Annotated in this window: 14 protein-coding genes; 6 read left to right on the top strand and 8 right to left on the bottom strand. The window is 42.8% G+C overall.

From position 1 onward, the window contains the following. Positions 1-79 precede the first annotated feature (79 nt). Together DP116_RS30120 and DP116_RS06680 are read right to left on the bottom strand one after the other, a co-directional pair. A complete protein-coding gene (locus DP116_RS30120; protein WP_169154432.1) occupies positions 80-598 on the bottom strand; it encodes an SMR family transporter in 519 nt (172 codons plus the stop codon). A 485-nt stretch (positions 599-1,083) separates the two neighbouring features. Beyond that, complete coding sequence (locus tag DP116_RS06680; protein ID WP_169154431.1) at positions 1,084-3,426, bottom strand: glycoside hydrolase family 31 protein; 2,343 nt, start codon at positions 3,424-3,426, stop codon at positions 1,084-1,086. Positions 3,427-3,647: 221 nt separating this feature from the next. Here DP116_RS06680 and DP116_RS06675 point away from each other — a divergent pair, with 221 nt between their 5' ends. After that, positions 3,648-3,836, top strand: coding sequence for a transposase (locus tag DP116_RS06675; RefSeq protein ID WP_169154430.1), 189 nt, complete (start codon positions 3,648-3,650; stop codon positions 3,834-3,836). 45 nt (positions 3,837-3,881) lie between these two features. On the opposite strand, the gene ctpC is transcribed toward DP116_RS06675, so the two are convergent. After that, the gene (gene ctpC / locus DP116_RS06670; RefSeq protein ID WP_169154429.1) at positions 3,882-5,168 is read right to left on the bottom strand and encodes a carboxyl-terminal processing protease CtpC; all 1,287 of its coding nucleotides are present in this window, start codon (positions 5,166-5,168) and stop codon (positions 3,882-3,884) included. Positions 5,169-5,322: 154 nt separating this feature from the next. Beyond that, positions 5,323-6,549 carry a (E)-4-hydroxy-3-methylbut-2-enyl-diphosphate synthase gene (ispG, locus tag DP116_RS06665; protein ID WP_169154428.1) on the bottom strand — a complete coding sequence of 409 codons (1,227 nt, stop codon included), beginning with the start codon at positions 6,547-6,549 and terminating at the stop codon, positions 5,323-5,325. A gap of 1,237 nt (positions 6,550-7,786) precedes the next feature. On the opposite strand from ispG, the gene DP116_RS06660 reads away from it, so the two are divergent. Both DP116_RS06660 and DP116_RS06655 read left to right on the top strand, forming a co-directional pair. Continuing rightward, positions 7,787-9,229 (top strand): hypothetical protein, encoded by a 1,443-nt coding sequence (locus DP116_RS06660; protein ID WP_169154427.1) that lies wholly within the window; start codon positions 7,787-7,789, stop codon positions 9,227-9,229. Between the two features lie 114 nt (positions 9,230-9,343). Next, complete coding sequence (locus DP116_RS06655; RefSeq protein ID WP_169154426.1) at positions 9,344-10,474, top strand: cysteine hydrolase family protein; 1,131 nt, start codon at positions 9,344-9,346, stop codon at positions 10,472-10,474. Positions 10,475-10,592: 118 nt separating this feature from the next. Here DP116_RS06655 and DP116_RS06650 read toward each other — a convergent pair whose 3' ends face one another. After that, entirely contained in the window at positions 10,593-11,477 is an 885-nt protein-coding gene (locus DP116_RS06650; RefSeq protein WP_169154425.1) for a peptidoglycan DD-metalloendopeptidase family protein, read from the bottom strand. Positions 11,478-11,829: 352 nt separating this feature from the next. Between DP116_RS06650 and DP116_RS06645 the strand changes: the two genes are divergently transcribed. Next, positions 11,830-13,047, top strand: a complete 1,218-nt coding sequence (locus DP116_RS06645) for an HhoA/HhoB/HtrA family serine endopeptidase (protein ID WP_169154424.1) — start codon at positions 11,830-11,832, stop codon at positions 13,045-13,047. A 51-nt stretch (positions 13,048-13,098) separates the two neighbouring features. Here the strand turns inward: DP116_RS06645 and DP116_RS06640 are convergent, their stop codons facing one another. The 3 genes from DP116_RS06640 to ispD form a co-directional block, all read right to left on the bottom strand. Further along, positions 13,099-13,446, bottom strand: coding sequence for a DUF760 domain-containing protein (locus DP116_RS06640; protein ID WP_169154423.1), 348 nt, complete (start codon positions 13,444-13,446; stop codon positions 13,099-13,101). A gap of 83 nt (positions 13,447-13,529) precedes the next feature. Then, positions 13,530-14,084, bottom strand: coding sequence for an SMC-Scp complex subunit ScpB (gene scpB, locus DP116_RS06635; protein ID WP_169154434.1), 555 nt, complete (start codon positions 14,082-14,084; stop codon positions 13,530-13,532). 253 nt (positions 14,085-14,337) lie between these two features. Then, on the bottom strand, positions 14,338-15,027 hold the full coding sequence (gene ispD, locus DP116_RS06630) for a 2-C-methyl-D-erythritol 4-phosphate cytidylyltransferase (RefSeq protein WP_169154422.1): 690 nt from the start codon (positions 15,025-15,027) through the stop codon (positions 14,338-14,340). 162 nt (positions 15,028-15,189) lie between these two features. Here ispD and DP116_RS06625 point away from each other — a divergent pair, with 162 nt between their 5' ends. Next, complete coding sequence (locus DP116_RS06625) at positions 15,190-16,149, top strand: glycosyltransferase family 9 protein (RefSeq protein WP_169154421.1); 960 nt, start codon at positions 15,190-15,192, stop codon at positions 16,147-16,149. Then, complete coding sequence (locus DP116_RS06620; RefSeq protein ID WP_169154420.1) at positions 16,142-16,723, top strand: HAD-IIIA family hydrolase; 582 nt, start codon at positions 16,142-16,144, stop codon at positions 16,721-16,723. Before DP116_RS06625 ends, DP116_RS06620 begins: the two co-directional genes overlap by 8 nt. Positions 16,724-17,043 lie beyond the last annotated feature (320 nt).

Below are 17,043 nucleotides of genomic sequence, written 5' to 3'. Positions count from 1 at the left end.
CGCTTACCCTGATAGTATATTTATTAATAACAAACTTTTACAATTTATAAACTGTAACAGATAATGTCAGTCAGTAAGTTTAATCCTCAGCATGGTTTTTTGACAATACCTTGATAATTGGCACCTTTTCACTTTCTGGGTATTCTACCGACTCCGGCATTATTAGAGCCGGGTCAGAAACCGGAGGAAGTATATCTTGTGTTTTGCTCGGCTGTGTAGTTTCGAGTTGGTCAACACTAGTAGCAACACTTGACAAAATCCCTTCTTCTTCGGACACAGGTTCATGACTTATGTGCAGACCAATCACTCCTATTAATATCAGTACGATTGATAATATTTTTACGATATTTACTGACTCCTGAAACCACAAAATTCCTATGGATACTATTAAGACTGTTCCTAAACCAGACCATATTGCATAAGCAAGACTTATCTCAATTGTTTTCAGAGCGAGCGTCAATATGCTAAAACAAAGAGCATAGAAGACGAATATGAAAATTGAGGGCCATACTTTAGTGAATCCTTCTGAGAATTTCATACAAGTAGTGCCTGCTACTTCTAGAAGGATTGCTAAAATCATATATATCCAACCGAGCATTGTTTACCTCTAAATAGAAACAGTCTAGTTATTAAACTTAAATTATTGTCAGCAACTTGCTAGGGTACTGGAGCTTGATTATACTACAAATCATCGTTAAAAAGTACTAGTTTTCTTGGGGTTAATTTTCTTGGGGTTAAAAAGACTGTGCATTACAATACTACATGTGTTTCCCTGAGGCAACAAAAGACCCCACAACCACGTCGGATTATGGGGACTTACAACTACTATGAACAAGATGTGCCGGGATACCCCGCCCAAGGATAGCGGGGTGCGTGCCATCATTATTTAGTTAGGGATGGGTGAAGTGATTTATGCATTTTCGTCGTGGGGCGATACGCATGATTGTGTCTGCGCTTTGCGCGATAAGCCGGAGGCTTGACACTGCGCATATCGCGCTAACAACAAAATCCCCCACAACCACACGGATTACAGGGGATAGATGGGAGGGTGGCTGACGAAAGACATAAATGGCATAACCACCCTTAAATTTCAAACGTCAACTGACGCGCAGCGCCATCATCGACAAAACTCTGTTCGCCAACACCGACTAGTTCCACAATGACTTCACGCGTTGCGGGTGAAAAGTTACCTTCTCCTCCTCCAATCTCAACAATCGTTCGTTGCCCTTGTAAACAAACCTGGTAAGTTGTTGTGCAAAAGGCTCCTGTTTTGTGCTCGAAGGTATGACCGTCATCCTCATAAAGTGTAAACTCACCTGTCCCCATCCAGATCCGAAGCCTCATCTGGTCTAAGGGACGTTCATCTACGTATTGCATGACTGGTGCCATCGGAATAATCGAGCCAGCACGAACATATAATGGCATTCGCTCAAGCGGTGCGTGTGCCAGAATGTGAATTGGTCCTTGAAAAGTCTCGCCACTCCACCAGTCGTACCAGCAACCTTCAGGCAAGTACACAGCACGGTGTTCAACACCTGGACGATAAATTGGTGCTGCTAATAATGACGGACCAAGCATAACTTGGTCACAGAGGGTGAAAGTTTTCGGGTCATTGGGAAAATCATACAGCAGGGGGCGCAGAATTGGTGAGCCAGTGGTTGCGGCTTTCCAGAAGAGAGTGTAAATGTAGGGCAGCAGTTGGTAACGCAGTTCGATGTACTCGCGGCAAATTTTTTCAACGCGATCGCCAAACACCCAAGGTTCATGCTGTGCTGTCGTTAATGCTGAGTGTCCCCGCATCAAGGGGTAAAGCATTCCTACCTGCATCCAACGAGCAAATAGTTCAGCCGTCGCGTTACCCGCAAACCCCCCAATATCACTACCCACAAACGCGACGCCCGATAGACCCAAGTTACACATCATCGGTAAGGACATTTCCAGGTGTTCCCACAGGGATTGATTATCTCCCGTCCATACTGCAGACCAGCGCTGAATCCCAGCGTATCCAGATCGTGTCAGAAAAAAGGAGCGTTCTGTCGGACGAGATTTTTCAAGTCCCTGATAAGATGCCTGTGCCATCATTTGTCCATACAGGTTGTGAGTTTCTGTATGGGTAGTTCTCTCGTCAGTTGGTCCTTGGGCTGCATCGAGGGGAAACGCCATCTTTTTACCAGGATCACCGAATGGACGGTCATCAAGTGTCGGTTCATTCATATCATTCCAGATTCCAGCAACACCTACGTCAGTGAGACTGTTTAGCAAACTTCCCCACCAATCTCTAACTTCAGGGCGCAGGAAATCAGCAAAGACGGCTTTATCGGGCCAGACATAGCCGTGAAATAGCTGACCATTCGTTTTTCGGATAAAATAGTCGTTTTTTAATCCCTCATCAAAGACTTTGTAATCTGCTTCTGGTTCGTACTTGACCCCTGGGTCAACAATTGTCGTTACCTTGAAACCATCTTGCTTGAGATTGTCTATTAATTCTTTGGGGTTAGCAAATCGCTTCTGACTCCAGGTAAAAACCCGGTAGCCACTCATATAGTCAATATCGAGATGGATAACATCACAGGGAATGCGGCGCTGGCGAAATTCATCCGCCAGTTTGCGTACTATATCTTGTGACTCGTAACTCCAGCGACACTGGTGGTAACCTAGTGACCATTTGGGCGGTAAGGGCATCCGTCCAGTTAACTGGGTGTAAGTCTCGATAATTTTTGCGGGTTCTGGTCCATAAATAATGTAGTAATCCAGTTCACCCCCTTGAGTTTCCATCCGCCAAACTCCAGGTTGTTCTGCCCCCAAATCAAAGCGACTCCAAAAAGTCGTATTGAAGAAAAGCCCGTACCCCAATCCAGGACGTAACGCGATCAAAAAGGGAATTGCCTGATACATACTGTCTGTCAGGATACCGTAGTCAATCGCATCAGATGTCCAGTTGGTTTTCACTTTTGAACGCTGATCGAGTAAGCCAGTGGGTTCACCGAAACCATAAAAATGTTCATCAGTTTCAATCTGTTTCCACCCAGCAATGGCACCAGTTCGCCACCCCATCCCTGGGTCGGCATCGTGAGCAAAGGGCTGTCCGGATTTGTCGAAGCACTGGATACGACAAGGATTGCGGGACACAACGAGGCGCAGCTGCTCAGTTTCAATTTCTATAGCCTCTGCTTTTTCTCGCACCTCAAACGGCACAGTCGGCCATTCTTCATCTGCTTGTGCGACTGCCCATGATCGCCGAGGTAGGAATTCGCTCGTTGGCGTCATTCGTACCCGAATTAAGTTCGGGGCTAGCACGCTAATGGTTAAACAGGGGTCGCCACATTTGAAGAGGATATGGCGATCGCTCTGTTGTATTGCTTGCACTCCCTCAAGAATTGACCAAGCCGGTTCAGTTGTGTGCAGTTGTCCAAAGTATTGCGGCATAATCCTGATTGAAAGACAATAGCCCTCGATTCACTCAAATTCAACTGAAATCCAAAATTCAAAGAGTTTAAAACTGATTAATTATTTTTGAATTTTGAATTTTGAATTTTGAATGGAACGTAGGGGTTGACCTCGCCTCATTGAGATTCACACGACCTACTGCCAAAAAGCTTGTATCATTAGGCATATATACACTAAACTGGCGATATTCACATCAATTCATGAGTGATACACAAACTTGGTATATTGTCAAGCATTCGGCTGGTCATTGCGAAATAATCCCCAGTGACGAAGCAACCGAGGAAAGTAGTCCAGAAATTATTGAGCAATGGGGGCCGTTTAGTTCCCAAGAAGAAGCTATTGCCCGCCGCGTAGGACTGATTAGGTCTGGTAAATGCCAACCAGTGTGAAATCAAAAGTCGAAAAAAATCTTTTGACTCTTGAGTGTTGATTTTTTAATTTTTTTCGGCCCTATTGTTCGTTTTTTGTGCAATTTCTTTGCCTATCACTTCTACAGCTTTAGCAAATTGGGGATCTTGTAGGGTGGCAACTTTGTCTCGCTCTTTAAGCCATAGCCGTTCTCGCTGAGCAGTCGTCAAGTCCACCTTGACATCTGGGTCAATTCCATGCTTATTAATATCTCGGTTATTAGGAGTGTAGTATTTCGCAATTGTCACCGCTAGTCCTGAACCATCGTCCAGAGGACGCACTGATTGCACTAAGCCTTTGCCAAAGGTCTGACTACCGACTATAACAGCACGCTTGTTATCCTGCAAAGCTCCAGAGAGGATTTCACTAGCACTTGCTGAACCTTTATCCACTATTACCACGAGCGGTTTGTTTGTCAAAGCACGTCCATTCGCCACTTCTCGTTCTACTTCTGACAAGCGGTCTTTTGTGGAGACTATTGTGCCATTGTTTATCCACATTCGCGCAATTTCGACGCTAGAGAAAAGCAAGCCACCAGGATTATTACGTAAATCCAGGACATAACCAGCGACTTGCTTACTCTCTAAATTTCTGATTGCTTGTTGCATTTCTTTACCAGCGTTGGCGCTAAACTGCTTCAAGCGAATATAACCAAGATTGCCTGCTGGAGTTTGTTTTTGAGAGTACTCTACTGGATGAATTTCAATCTTAGCTCTTGCAATGTTAAATTGTTTTTCCTGACCACTCCGCAGAACTGTCAAGTTGACCGTTGTTCCTGCTTCACCTCGGATTAAGGATACTGCCTGATTGGTATCCATACCCTCGGTACTTTTTCCGTTGATTTTGGTGATGATATCTTTTGCCAGGACACCAGCTTTTGCAGCAGGTGTATCCTCAATGGGCGCAATTACAGTCAGCTTCTTGGTTTTCTCATCTAAACCAATTTGGATACCAATACCTGTCAGTTCTCCAGAGGTATCCACTTGCATGTTTTTGAACTCCTCTGGATCCATAAACCGAGTGTAAGGATCACCCAGCTTCTTCAGCATTTCGCGGATGGACTTGTAAGCCTGCTGCTTGTCGCTGTAGGGCTTGTTCAGGTACTCACGACGAACAGCCTGCCAATCTAACTTATTAAAAGTACCATCTACATATTGGCGGTTAATAACTTGCCAAACTTCATCTATTAATTCCTTAGGACTTTCTTTAAATAAAGCTTGTCCTTGTGAGTGAATACCCAGACTAGTGACTGCGATTGTTGTCAGTGTCACCGCTGTAGCACCCAAAACAAGCCCACTTCTTGTAATTACCATAATGACAGCTGTGCAAGACGCAAAATTTTATAATCAGTATGCTCAATCTAACACAGGGTTTTGCTGTAAAGACTGAGCATATTTTTTTATTTCATAAAAATGCTTTGTCATCCGGCGACTACCTATGTCGGCGGTACAAAAATTGTCGAAAAATTTATGGATTTATCCAACGTCCATCTATCTTAATTAAGTTGATCAATTCTTCCACTCCTTTATCTTCTGGAACTTTTTTAATTTCTTCTCTTCCACGGTAAAGAGAAATGTATCCAGGCGTTTTACCAACATAACCGTAATCAGCATCAGCCATTTCTCCGGGTCCATTGACAATACACCCCATGACTGCTATATCTAGTCCGGTAAGATGTTTAGTGGCTTCGCGGACTTTGTGCAGAACTTCTTCTAGGTTAAACAATGTACGTCCACAAGAGGGACAAGCGACGTACTCCACCATTGTTTTCCGCAATCCCAAAGCTTGCAAAATACTGTAACATACAGGAATTTCTTTCTCTGGTGATTCCGTTAGTGACACACGAATTGTATCGCCAATGCCATCCGCTAATAAAGTGGCAATACCAGCGGTGGATTTAATCCGTCCGTACTCGCCATCACCTGCTTCGGTAACACCCAAGTGCAAAGGATAATCCATACCCAGTTCATCCATCCGCTGTGCCATGAGGCGATAAGCGGCTATCATCACTGGCACTCGTGAAGCTTTCATAGAAATAACCAAGTTGTGGTAATCTAAGGATTCACAAATGCGAAGAAATTCTATTGCTGATTGCACCATACCTTCTGGCGTATCGCCGTAGGTGAACAACATTCTTTCACCAAGGGAACCGTGATTGACCCCAATTCGCATAGCTTTGCCTTGATCGCGTAAGGAAATCACTAATGGAGCCAAAGTTTCACGAACTTTTTCGCCAATTTCGTCAAATTCAGCCTTAGTGTATTCGGTTCTATTAGGGTTTGGCTTTTCAAACACGTACAACCCTGGATTAATCCGCACTTTTTCTATATGTTTGGCGACTTCCAAGGCGATTTTCATACCATTGTGATGTACATCCGCCACAATAGGCACATCCTGGTATGTTTTGATTAATTTTTGTTTAATCTCTGCCAGAGCTTTGGCATGAGCCATACTAGGTACAGTAACGCGAACGATTTCGCAGCCGATTTCATGGAGACGGCGAATTGCTGCAACTGAACCATTTATGTCTAAGGTGTCTTCGTTAATCATTGACTGCACCACCACAGGGTAGCCACCCCCAATGGTGACATCGCCAACTTTGACTGGACGGGTTTTGCGCCGTTTGATCGTGGTGTCAAAGGTGGGTTGAAGGTTTACAGTGTTGGAAGTTGTTAGCGTAGGCAGGGTTTGCATATCCTGTTAAGTAAAATTTTTGTAGCAAAGATATCCAGTTGGAAAACATTCTGTTTTCCAGATTGCCATATGAAAGGCTCATTTGAGCGATGAAGTTGAAAAAAAGAGCAGGAAAAAAAGGGAGAGGATGAGTGGGGGAGGAGGGAGAGTTGGGAAACAGGTAAAAATGACTAATGAATTATCTAAAATCCAAAATTTCAAATTTCAAATTCCTCTAAACGATAGATGTTATCAGCAGCGCCTATGACTTAACCAAGTAAACTAGCAACATCTGTTATGAATTCCATTGTTGATGCCAGGGATTTGATTGACCCCGTAATATACCACTATTTCATCAGGAATATCCGTAGCTGCAAAATATACATAATGATGAGAGCAGATGACGCTGTGGATGCAATTATCAGTAAGCTGCAATGATTATTTGAAGAAAGGGACATCCTGATTGACTGTAGAAACTAGCTTGACAACAAGACAACCCTAGGTATGGACGTAGCAATATAGTAGATGAATTTGTGCTTTCAAGTAGTTTGAAAAAATTCTAAACGCCCTATACTTTTTGTTTATACCTCAATTTATACTGGCGATATATTGTAGCTCTTAGAAAGAATCCTATAATTCTTAGTATGAAGTATAAAAATATGAAACAATTCTGTTGTGTCTAATAAGCAGGCTTTGAGAAAGGCAAAATTAGTTGTAATTACAAATTGTGTGGATAGGGTTTCTGTTAAGGATTCAGAATCCAGAATCAAAAATTCAGAATGAACAAAGCTTCCAGCTATTGGGGTCACGATTTCCACAAAATATCTATCGTTGAAATTATTTATTTGACAAGGGTTCTGACTCCTGACTTCTGAATTTTTACGGTTTATGCAGCGTTACTTTGACCAAGATTCTACTGATTGAATCCTGTTTTCCCCTGGTTTTTTTTGAAAAGAACAGGTAACTCTGGCTAATGCAGAACCGAGAGAGAATTTCTTGCGTTAGTTATATGATGCGCGATCGCCCTAAATTTCATTCATGCTAAGTGCATTTCGGAAAGTAGCACATTAATCAATAAATTAGCGAGACAACCATCGTTTTCCTAATTCTGTAATTATTGTGATTTCCAAAAAATGAGAGTCAGACGTTTCATGTTTTAGTCTCTTTTGTAGCATGACCTAATTTATCGGATATCTTACATCAAAGCATCCCGATTTTGCTTTCTAGTTTTGAACTTTTCGAGACAATTCAACACATTATGAAAACCAAAGAAACAATCTTTGTTATCCCGACTTATCGACTAAGAGATGTAGCAGAAACGATTGAAAAGTACGATGATAATTTCTGGGTAAACGGACATGCTCCAAAAATCATTATTTTTGATGATTCAAGTGTTGCTAACTATGAAAAATACTATCAACTCCTAGAGCAAACTAAAACGGTCAACGACGTATTTTATGTCGGTCCTCGTGAGAAAGAACAGTTTATCAATTTCTTAAACCAGAGACTTCGCGATAAGAAACTTGAGTCACTCGTCAGAAACCTGTTTCGACCCAGTTATGGCGGAAATCGGAATTTTACCCTAATGTACACACTTGGACATTTAATGGTGAGTTCAGATGATGACATGAGACCGGATGCATTAATCGAAAATAGCCCAGAATCTTTATTAGCAGATGAAATCTGTCGAGGCAAACTATTCAAGTCCAAGCAGGATGGTTTCGTCCATCGTTCCTATGATTTACTCACCTGTTTTGAGGATGTTCTCGGTCAGAAAGTCAATATGATACCGGAGAACTTTGAGAAAGGAGAACTAGTTGTAGATACAGCTATGGAATTAGAAACCAACACAACAAAAGGTTTTTTCAAAGAAAACTCTCTCTTCCTGCAACGAAGCAAAGTCTCTAATAGTGCTGTTGTCAAAATTGCCCAGACTTTTCGGACAGGAACTCACGATATTGATACGCTCGATTTTATTCACATGTATCTGAATGATGAAAACCAAATTAGTCTAGACGAACTCAATGATATTTATGTTCTCGTAAATTTCAGACCAGTTGTTACCAACAAAAATTGGAGGATGGATTGTGGGGTCGCGGGGTATGATAATCAGTTTGGTTTGCCACCCTTTTTCCCGACTCGACTGAGGTTCGAGGATTACATCTATCGGCTTTGGATACAGCAAGAAGGGATAGTAGCTGCACACGTAGATGCTGCACAGAACCATATTCGGAATAACTATATGCGTAATCCGATTGCAAGTGAAATTTTCAATGAGGAGATATGTAATTTACTCAAAAAGAAGATCAAGAACGGTATTTATGAACTTGAAGATCTTACGATCAAGTTTGACTATTCCGGCGAAGTAACTTCACAAGACTCTGAGGAAATTTTGGAAAGAGTCGGCGACATCTATAATCAAGTGGTCAAAGCTTCAATATCCACTCAGAATGAAGAACGTAGACAATCTCTCCAGTTCTTTGCTGACAACCTATCGCGCGTATTTTATGGGTTTGAACCCGATTTCTTTCAGCAAAATGTCTCTCGGATTGTTGATGACGTTATCAGTCAATTTCAGGCATCTTTAGAGATATGGCCCACTCTCGTCGAAATCTGCTACTTTCAGAAGGATAAAAAAGATTTGCCGCAAACCAGAGTCAGGAATAAAAAGTTAAAGTCTAGTAATGGCAATAGATTTTAATAACGACAAAATCCGTCACTAAAATAGAGTCATCCACCCACCACAAACCTATCCAAGTAGCCCAGACATGGCAAGCTTTCTATTAAGGTTTAGATAGAGGTTGCAATTTAACTTATGAACACCCCAACAAAAACCCAACTACCTATTCCTCCGCATTTCAACCCTGAAGAAGTCGGCTATGTCTGGCGCGTACCTTACCAACAACGTGCAAAAGAAGCGAGAGAATGGGCAAAAAAATATAATATTAAACCATCTTCCGAAGATAAAACACGCATTTGTTTACTTTTGATTGATGTACAAAACACCTTTTGCATTCCCGAATTTGAATTATTCGTAGGTGGGAAATCTGGAACGGGTGCGGTAGATGATAACATCCGGTTGTGTGAGTTTATCTATGGCAATTTGGGAGTCATTACCAAAATGATCCCGACTATGGATACTCATACAGCAATGCAAATTTTTCATCCCATTTTTTGGATTAATACTGCTGGTGAACACCCAACTCCTTCTGCTACCAGCATTACACCAGCAGATATTGAAAAAGGGGTTTGGAAAGTGAACCCAAGAGTTGCACGCCAGGTGCTACAACGGGGGGAACCCCAACGCCAGGTCCCTCTGTCGGGAAACCCTCCTGCAGGACTGGCTCCGCAACGCACTGGCTCCCCAAGTCTTGGATATAACTATGAATTTTTAGAAAAACACGCTTATCACTACGTTAAGCAACTGACTCAAGATGGCAAATATCCTTTGACTGTATGGCCCTATCATTCTATGCTGGGTGGTATCGGTCATGCATTAGTTTCTGCTGTGGAAGAGGCAGTATTTTTCCACTGCATAGCTCGTCAGAGTCAGACACAATTTGAAATTAAAGGTAATCATCCTTTAACAGAAAACTATTCTGTTTTACGTCCAGAAGTTTTGGAAAGTTTTGATCAACGTCAGATTGTACAAAAGAATACGCGTTTGATTCAAGAATTGTTAGAATTTGATGCTGTGATTATTGCGGGACAAGCCAAAAGTCACTGTGTTGCTTGGACAGTGGATGATTTATTAACAGAAATTCAACAGATAGACTCTCGTTTAGCGAAAAAAGTTTATTTGCTGGAAGATTGTACTTCTCCTGTTGTTGTTCCTGGTGTAGTGGATTATGCAGAAGCCGCAGATGCTGCATTTGAGAGATTTGCAGCAGCAGGGATGCACTTAGTTCAATCGACTGAGTCTATTTTGAGTTGGTTTAAAGAATAATTATTGAGTACTTTATCTACATTTTAGCGGAGAATATGAGGCTCTGCCTGAAGGTGGGCATTCCCAGGCAGAGCCTGGGAACGAGAGAGAACAACGAGGGAACGAGAGAGTAAGAGTTTCACTGCTGTAAATATCCTCTAGGATCTTGAGCCGCCCAACCTAGGGATGAGCTAGAACGCACTTCAAAATGGAGATGGGGTTGGTTTGTGGTAGGTGTTCCGGTTGTACCCACAGTTCCGACGATGTCTCCTTTATTCACTTGTTGACCAACGGAGACTTTGATATTTTCAAGATGGGCGTAGCGGCTTTGCAATCCCCCACTGTGGTTGATAATGACTAAGTTACCATAAGTCCCTTGTTCACTGGCAAAAGCGACTGTCCCATCACCTATCGCTTGTACAGACGTTCCTTTTGCTGCTAACAAATCCACACCACTATGAAAAAAAACTTTACCATCGGTAGGATTAGTCTGCCAGCCATAAGGTAAAGCCACAGTTGCGACTTCCGCTAACGGATTCCCAGCTAACTTAGTAGGAGTAGAATTTGATGCAGCAGACTCTGTTATGGGACGATTGGGTGAGCGTTTTACCTCTGGAACAAACACAAATCTGGAATTTTTCTGACAGCCATTCACCTCAAATAAGACATCAGGGCGGATTTTATATTTTGCTGCGATTTGTCGCCAGTTTTGACCAGGAGGTACTTCAACAACAATCCCATTGTAGGGAGGGATTTGAATTTCGCGACCAATAGTAACTTTATTGTTTCTTAAGGTCGGATTCATGGCGATAATAGTAGCTGGTGTGAGATCGTAACGCTGCGCTATACTCTCCACAGTTTCTCCTGGTGCAATTTTGTGTCGCCCGAAGCGTTCAAGGGCTGAACTTTGACAACCAGTAACAGAAGTTTGCGCCAATACAGAGTATGGGCTACTGTGCATAAGCCCAAGGGTGCTGGTGACTATGCTAATACAGAGAAAGAGTAAACGATAGCAAAAAGTCATGTATCTAAAGGAGACACTCAATTACTCTAGATCTTAAATGCCAACGGCAGGCGATCAAAGGTCGTGAGTCCTTAAGTGCTGCTTGTTAATAATCAAAACTGACTGATGAGCAATGAATCTTTGAGAAGAATCAGAATGCAGAATACAAAACCCAGTTGGAACTTTAAGGGATGAATCAGCTACCAGTTATCAGTTATCAGTGATTCAGTTAGCAATTTTTTTGTTCGCTGCGGCTGGTACTGTTCACTGTCGTGAGTTCTGACTCCACCAGTTCCGGGTTCTTTGTTAGTCAAGTATCCCCTGACTTGACTACACTTAGAAGTTAGCATCTGCATTGCTGTCCTTGAATCTAATGATTATGAAGTTATCCTTATCTTTAAAGCAACTGGTTATTTATCTATCCTTATTGACTATTGGCGGCGGTGCAGGCTTGTTCGGTAGTCGCTATTTTGTACCACAAAATAGTTGGTTTAGAGAGTTAAGAAATGTAACAGCTTCTTCATCTTCAGAAAACCCAGTTCCAAGCCCTGTGGGAGGTCAGACTGGGACTACTATTGGCGATAATATGAATTTTATTGCGACTGCTGTTCAAAGAACTGGACCAGCAGTCGTCCGAATTAATGCAACCCGCAAAGTTGCTAATCCTATTTCTGATGCTTTAAAGAATCCGCTGTTGCGGCGGTTTTTTGGTGAAGAAGAGCAACCATTCCCCCGAGAACGAATAGAGCGTGGTACAGGCTCTGGGTTTATTTTGAGTGAAAATGGACGAATACTCACAAACGCTCATGTGGTTGCAGATACTGACACAGTATTAGTAACCCTCAAAGATGGTCGGACTTTTGACGGTACGGTGGTGGGAGTTGATTCTGTAACAGATGTTGCTGTTGTCAAAATTTCGGCTTCTGATCTACCAACAGTTAAGATAGGTAATTCACAAAACTTAATACCAGGTCAATGGGCGATCGCCATTGGTAATCCCTTAGGTCTAGACAATACTGTCACAATCGGTATTATCAGCGCTACAGATCGCACTAGCGCTCAAGTTGGTGTTCCAGACAAGCGAGTCGGTTTTATTCAGACAGATGCAGCTATTAACCCTGGTAACTCTGGCGGACCATTGTTAAACGCTCAAGGTGATGTCATTGGCGTTAACACTGCTATCCGCGCCGATGCTCAAGGGCTAGGTTTTGCCATCCCAATTGAAACAGCTGCCCGTATTGCTAACGAGCTTTTTACTAAAGGGCGTGTACAACATCCTTTCTTGGGGATTGAAATGTCAGATCTTTCTCCTGCGAAAAAACAGCAGATTAATCAAGACAAAAATCTCAATATTAAGCAGAATGTTGGTGTCGCTATTACAGGAGTTCTAGAAAAATCTCCAGCACAACGAGCCGGACTCCTTCCTGAGGACATGATTCAAAAAGTCAACGGTAAACCGGTTAAGACATCTGCTCAAGTACAGAAACTAGTAGAGTCGAGTACTGTAGGCAAGATTCTGGAAATTGAGGTCAACCGTAATGGGGAATTTCAAACATTTCAAGTACAGTTAGGAACCTATCCCCAGAAGTAGTCCATAGTCTGGGAGTCTAATAATTTTTGACTCTTGAGTGTTGACTCTTGACTAATGATTGTTACTCAAATGATCTAACTGCATCCGTTGTTCCATTTGGCGAAGAAAATAACCCGTCATCATAGCCGACGCCAAAAGACCCGCGAGATTGTCTCGATCTGTTGTAATTTGCACGTTAAAATTTTCTGCGGGTAACATTCCGACAAGCCCTTGGACATTTTGCGAAATGATTTGTTTAATTTCGGGGCTGACGGACTGAGCGACGCGGGCTAGAACCTCAGGGGACTGGTGCTGTAGATATTTGAGTAAGTGATTAGGGTGTTCCTCAAAGCTATCAGAGATAAGCTGATTGGGATGTTCCTCAGGGTAGTCATTCAGAAAGTTAGGATCAAACACCATTGGCTGTTTTTATAGCTGAGTTTCTTATTCTACTCTAAACCATAGTAGAAGGGTCAGACATATCACCACCTCTTTCTGAGGTACTAGGATTGTTCCACAGTACCAGAACTGCTGTTGGATTCTGCTGTTGTGAGTTCTAGCTCTAGTTGTTTTTGCTCCTGTCCGTTGGAGAATGATGCTGGAAGTTGGTCGATTTGGAAATACTGGTGAAATTTAGAGGTGGTTTGTAATGAATACGAGCGAGATTCACTGTCTCGGCGTTTTCTGACAAAACCAAGTTCGACGAGTTCTTGAACGTGTTGATATGCACCAGAACCGCGCACGTTAATCAAGTCGCTTTGGAGTATTGGACTATTTAGGGCAATAGCTGCTAAAGTCCGCAATGCTCCCACGCCCAATTCTACTGGAATCAGAGTTTGGACTAGGTCATGAAAATCTGACCGCAGTTGCAAACTATAACCATTTGGAGTTTCAACGACTTCTAGGGCGCTATCTCGGCGGGCATACTCATCAATGAGTTCTATGATGCCTTCCTGTGCTGTCGCGCGATCGCAAGCGGCATACTCAGTAATTTCACTGATAGACAGGGGCTTACCCTTCAAATAGAGAATTGCTTCTATCTTGGTCGCTGCATTTATCACGGCATTAGTCATTGGTCATTAGTCATTGGTCATTAGGAGGCAGTGCTCGACTAGGGTTTTCCAGGCTACAGCACTTGCCGTTCATTGGTCATGACTCATTTAGTCACTTGTACAAAGAAAAAATGACGAATGACTAAGGAGAATCACAAGTGTTTGGAAAATTAGCATATTGGATGACAAAAGTCAAGGCTATTATTGAGATAACCATTGGCGAACCTTCGGCAATGCCCAAAAATTGTTATAACCGACTTCACTGCTCACCGAGCCTAGTTTTGAGAATGAATTCAGCGATCGCCAAATCTTGGGGAGTTGTTAGCTTCAAATTCGTCTCCTCCCCCTCAACAACTCGCACAGGAAAGCCGCACTTTTCAAACAAAGCAGCATCATCTGTCACTTCCCACCCCTGACGGACACCTTCGGTGTGACACTGCTTAAGCAACTTAACATCAAATCCTTGGGGAGTTTGGGCTGCCCATAATTGCCGTCGGTCAGGCGTACTTTGAATAATGCCATTTTCATCTACGACTTTAATCGTGTCTTTAACCGGGACAGCAGCAATCAAACCGGGACAGTGTTGAATAGCTTGAGCACAAGAGTTGAACAAATCTGGTGTGGCGAGGCATCTGGCTCCATCATGAATCAATACTTCTTTTGCGGAGTCTGGCAACGCCTGTAATCCATTGTAAACCGATTCTTGGCGGGTAGAACCCCCTGGAATCAGTTCCACAGGCGAAGATTGCTTTAATTGAGTCAAAATCGTCTGGAAATCTTGCCAGTCTAATGGTTGGGAGATAATGCCTATCCAACTGATTTGACTTGCCGCTTCAGCAGCGAGAAGAGTCCAGGCGATAATAGGCTTAGAGCGCACCACAAGTAGGAGTTTATTGCGGTCACTCCCCATTCTTCTTCCGCTTCCAGCGGCTGGAATTAATAAATGCACAGAATCCCTCAATCTCACTATAGGGGATAGGTTAGTGGTTAGTAGTATTATTTGACAACTAACAACCCACAACTGGTCAACTCTAATCCTTAATTTCTAATTCCTAATTACTAACCCAAATCTTCCCCTAAAATAATGAGCGAGTAAGCGTCAATATATATTATGCGAATAGTAGCCCTTGTCCCTGGCGGAATTGGCGACCAAATTCTCTTTTTCCCGACCTTAGATGACCTGAAGCACTATTACCCCAATGCTCAGGTAGATGTTGTTGTGGAACCCCGCTCAAAGACTGCTTACCGGGTGAGTAAGTCAGTCCATGATGTACTGGCGTTTGACTACAAAGACCGTAACAGTATGGCAGATTGGGGCAACTTGGTGGGCACGATTCGCGATCGCGAATATGATGTTGCCATTGCTCTGGGGCAAAGCGCCTTAGTGGGTGTTTTTCTCTGGCTGACTGGAATCCCCACACGGATTGGCTACAAGAGCAAAGGATCTGTTTTTCTCACCAATTCAGTTCCTCTGAAAACAGAACAGTATGCCGCTTGTATGTACCATGACTTGCTGCAAGGGTTAGGTATTAACTCCCCTTGTCCCGAGTTAGCAGTTAATGTGCCAGTTGCAGATATTGACTGGGCGAATAAGGAGCAACAGCGCTTGGGGATCAAGGAAACTGGCTACATTTTGATTCACGGTGGTTCTAGCGCACTTGCCAAGACAAAAGGTCTGGATAAAGTTTACCCTGTCGCAAATTGGCAGCAAATTATTCAAGACTTCCAGCAAAAGCAGCCAGAAATGCCCGTGGTAGTCATCCAAGGACCAGAGGATGAAGAATTTGTCCGCAGTCTCAAACAGTCCGTACCCAATATAAAAATCAGTTCTCCTGATGATATTGGCAAGTTAACAGCCATGATTGCTGGAGCAAATTTAATGCTGTGTACCGACAGCGCCCCCATGCACTTAAGTGTGGCGGTACAGACTTATACCATCGCCTTGTTTGGTCCAACAGACCCAGCAAAGTTACTGCCCAACAGTGATAAATTCCTCGCCATCAAATCCTCTACAGGTAAAATGGCAGATATTTCGCCTAAAACTGTGCTGGAGAAAATTTGGGGTGGGTAAACCTGCTGTATTCCTAGACCGTGATGGAGTATTAAATGTTGAGGCTGGCTACATTCACTCTGTAGAAGATTTACATTTAATTCCTGGGGTAGCTAAGTCCCTGCGTCAGCTTAATGACCGAGGTATTTTTTGCTGTCTGGTTTCAAATCAATCCGGACCTGCCAGAGGTTATTATCCAGACAGTCACGTACAAGCGTTACATCAGCGACTTTGCCGACTCTTGGCACAGGAGGCTGGAGCAAAATTAGATGCTTTGTATTATTGTCCCTACCTCAGCCCACCAGAAGGAGGACTAGACCCAGCGTACACCCGGTGGTCTACTTGGCGCAAACCCAACACAGGAATGTTGGTTGCAGCAGCCTGGGAACATGATTTGGATCTCAAGCACAGTTTTATGGTAGGGGACAAAGCAACTGATGTGGATATGGCACACAATGCTGGCTGTGTGGGTATTTTGGTGGAAACAGGTTTTGGCGATCGCGTTTTGGCAGGTGATTACCAGCACCACACAAAACCAGATTACATCGCCAAAAACTTAGCTGTAGCTGTTGAATGGATTTTACAGCAGTTATAGAAAAAAAATACAAAAATACAAGCGCTACCGAGCTTCACTTCGGTACAGCTTGTCTCAAAAACTTTTGTTACCATCTAAAATCCGCCTTTAAAAGGCGGATTTTAGCTTATTGACTTTCCAAACAAGTAAATAGCATTATTGTGTGCGTAATAGCTTGATTTTTATCCTTTTGTAAAAAAAAATTGCAAAAGGCTAGTAGAAATAAAATATTTTCGGTAGATTTTTGATATAACAAATTTTTTGGGTAATCTACTACACATTCATCGTGTTTTGTCATTATTGGCCATAAGTTGGAAGTTTAGGTTGGGTATAGCTTATAG

This window comes from Brasilonema bromeliae SPC951, assembly GCF_012912135.1.
GTDB lineage: Bacteria > Cyanobacteriota > Cyanobacteriia > Cyanobacteriales > Nostocaceae > Brasilonema > Brasilonema bromeliae.
This window is presented reverse-complemented; position numbering and strand designations above follow the sequence as displayed.

Excerpts from the sequence above, each read along its gene's own strand:
- DP116_RS30120 (WP_169154432.1), bottom strand. The coding sequence starts at position 598 with ATGCTCGGTTGGATATATATGATTTTAGCAATCCTTCTAGAAGTAGCA.
- DP116_RS06660 (WP_169154427.1), top strand. The coding sequence starts at position 7,787 with ATGAAAACCAAAGAAACAATCTTTGTTATCCCGACTTATCGACTAAGA.
- ispG (WP_169154428.1), bottom strand. The coding sequence starts at position 6,549 with ATGCAAACCCTGCCTACGCTAACAACTTCCAACACTGTAAACCTTCAA.
- DP116_RS06655 (WP_169154426.1), top strand. The coding sequence starts at position 9,344 with ATGAACACCCCAACAAAAACCCAACTACCTATTCCTCCGCATTTCAAC.
- ctpC (WP_169154429.1), bottom strand. The coding sequence starts at position 5,168 with ATGGTAATTACAAGAAGTGGGCTTGTTTTGGGTGCTACAGCGGTGACA.
- DP116_RS06640 (WP_169154423.1), bottom strand. The coding sequence starts at position 13,446 with ATGGTGTTTGATCCTAACTTTCTGAATGACTACCCTGAGGAACATCCC.
- DP116_RS06680 (WP_169154431.1), bottom strand. The coding sequence starts at position 3,426 with ATGCCGCAATACTTTGGACAACTGCACACAACTGAACCGGCTTGGTCA.
- DP116_RS06645 (WP_169154424.1), top strand. The coding sequence starts at position 11,830 with ATGATTATGAAGTTATCCTTATCTTTAAAGCAACTGGTTATTTATCTA.
- DP116_RS06675 (WP_169154430.1), top strand. The coding sequence starts at position 3,648 with ATGAGTGATACACAAACTTGGTATATTGTCAAGCATTCGGCTGGTCAT.
- DP116_RS06625 (WP_169154421.1), top strand. The coding sequence starts at position 15,190 with ATGCGAATAGTAGCCCTTGTCCCTGGCGGAATTGGCGACCAAATTCTC.
- DP116_RS06650 (WP_169154425.1), bottom strand. The coding sequence starts at position 11,477 with ATGACTTTTTGCTATCGTTTACTCTTTCTCTGTATTAGCATAGTCACC.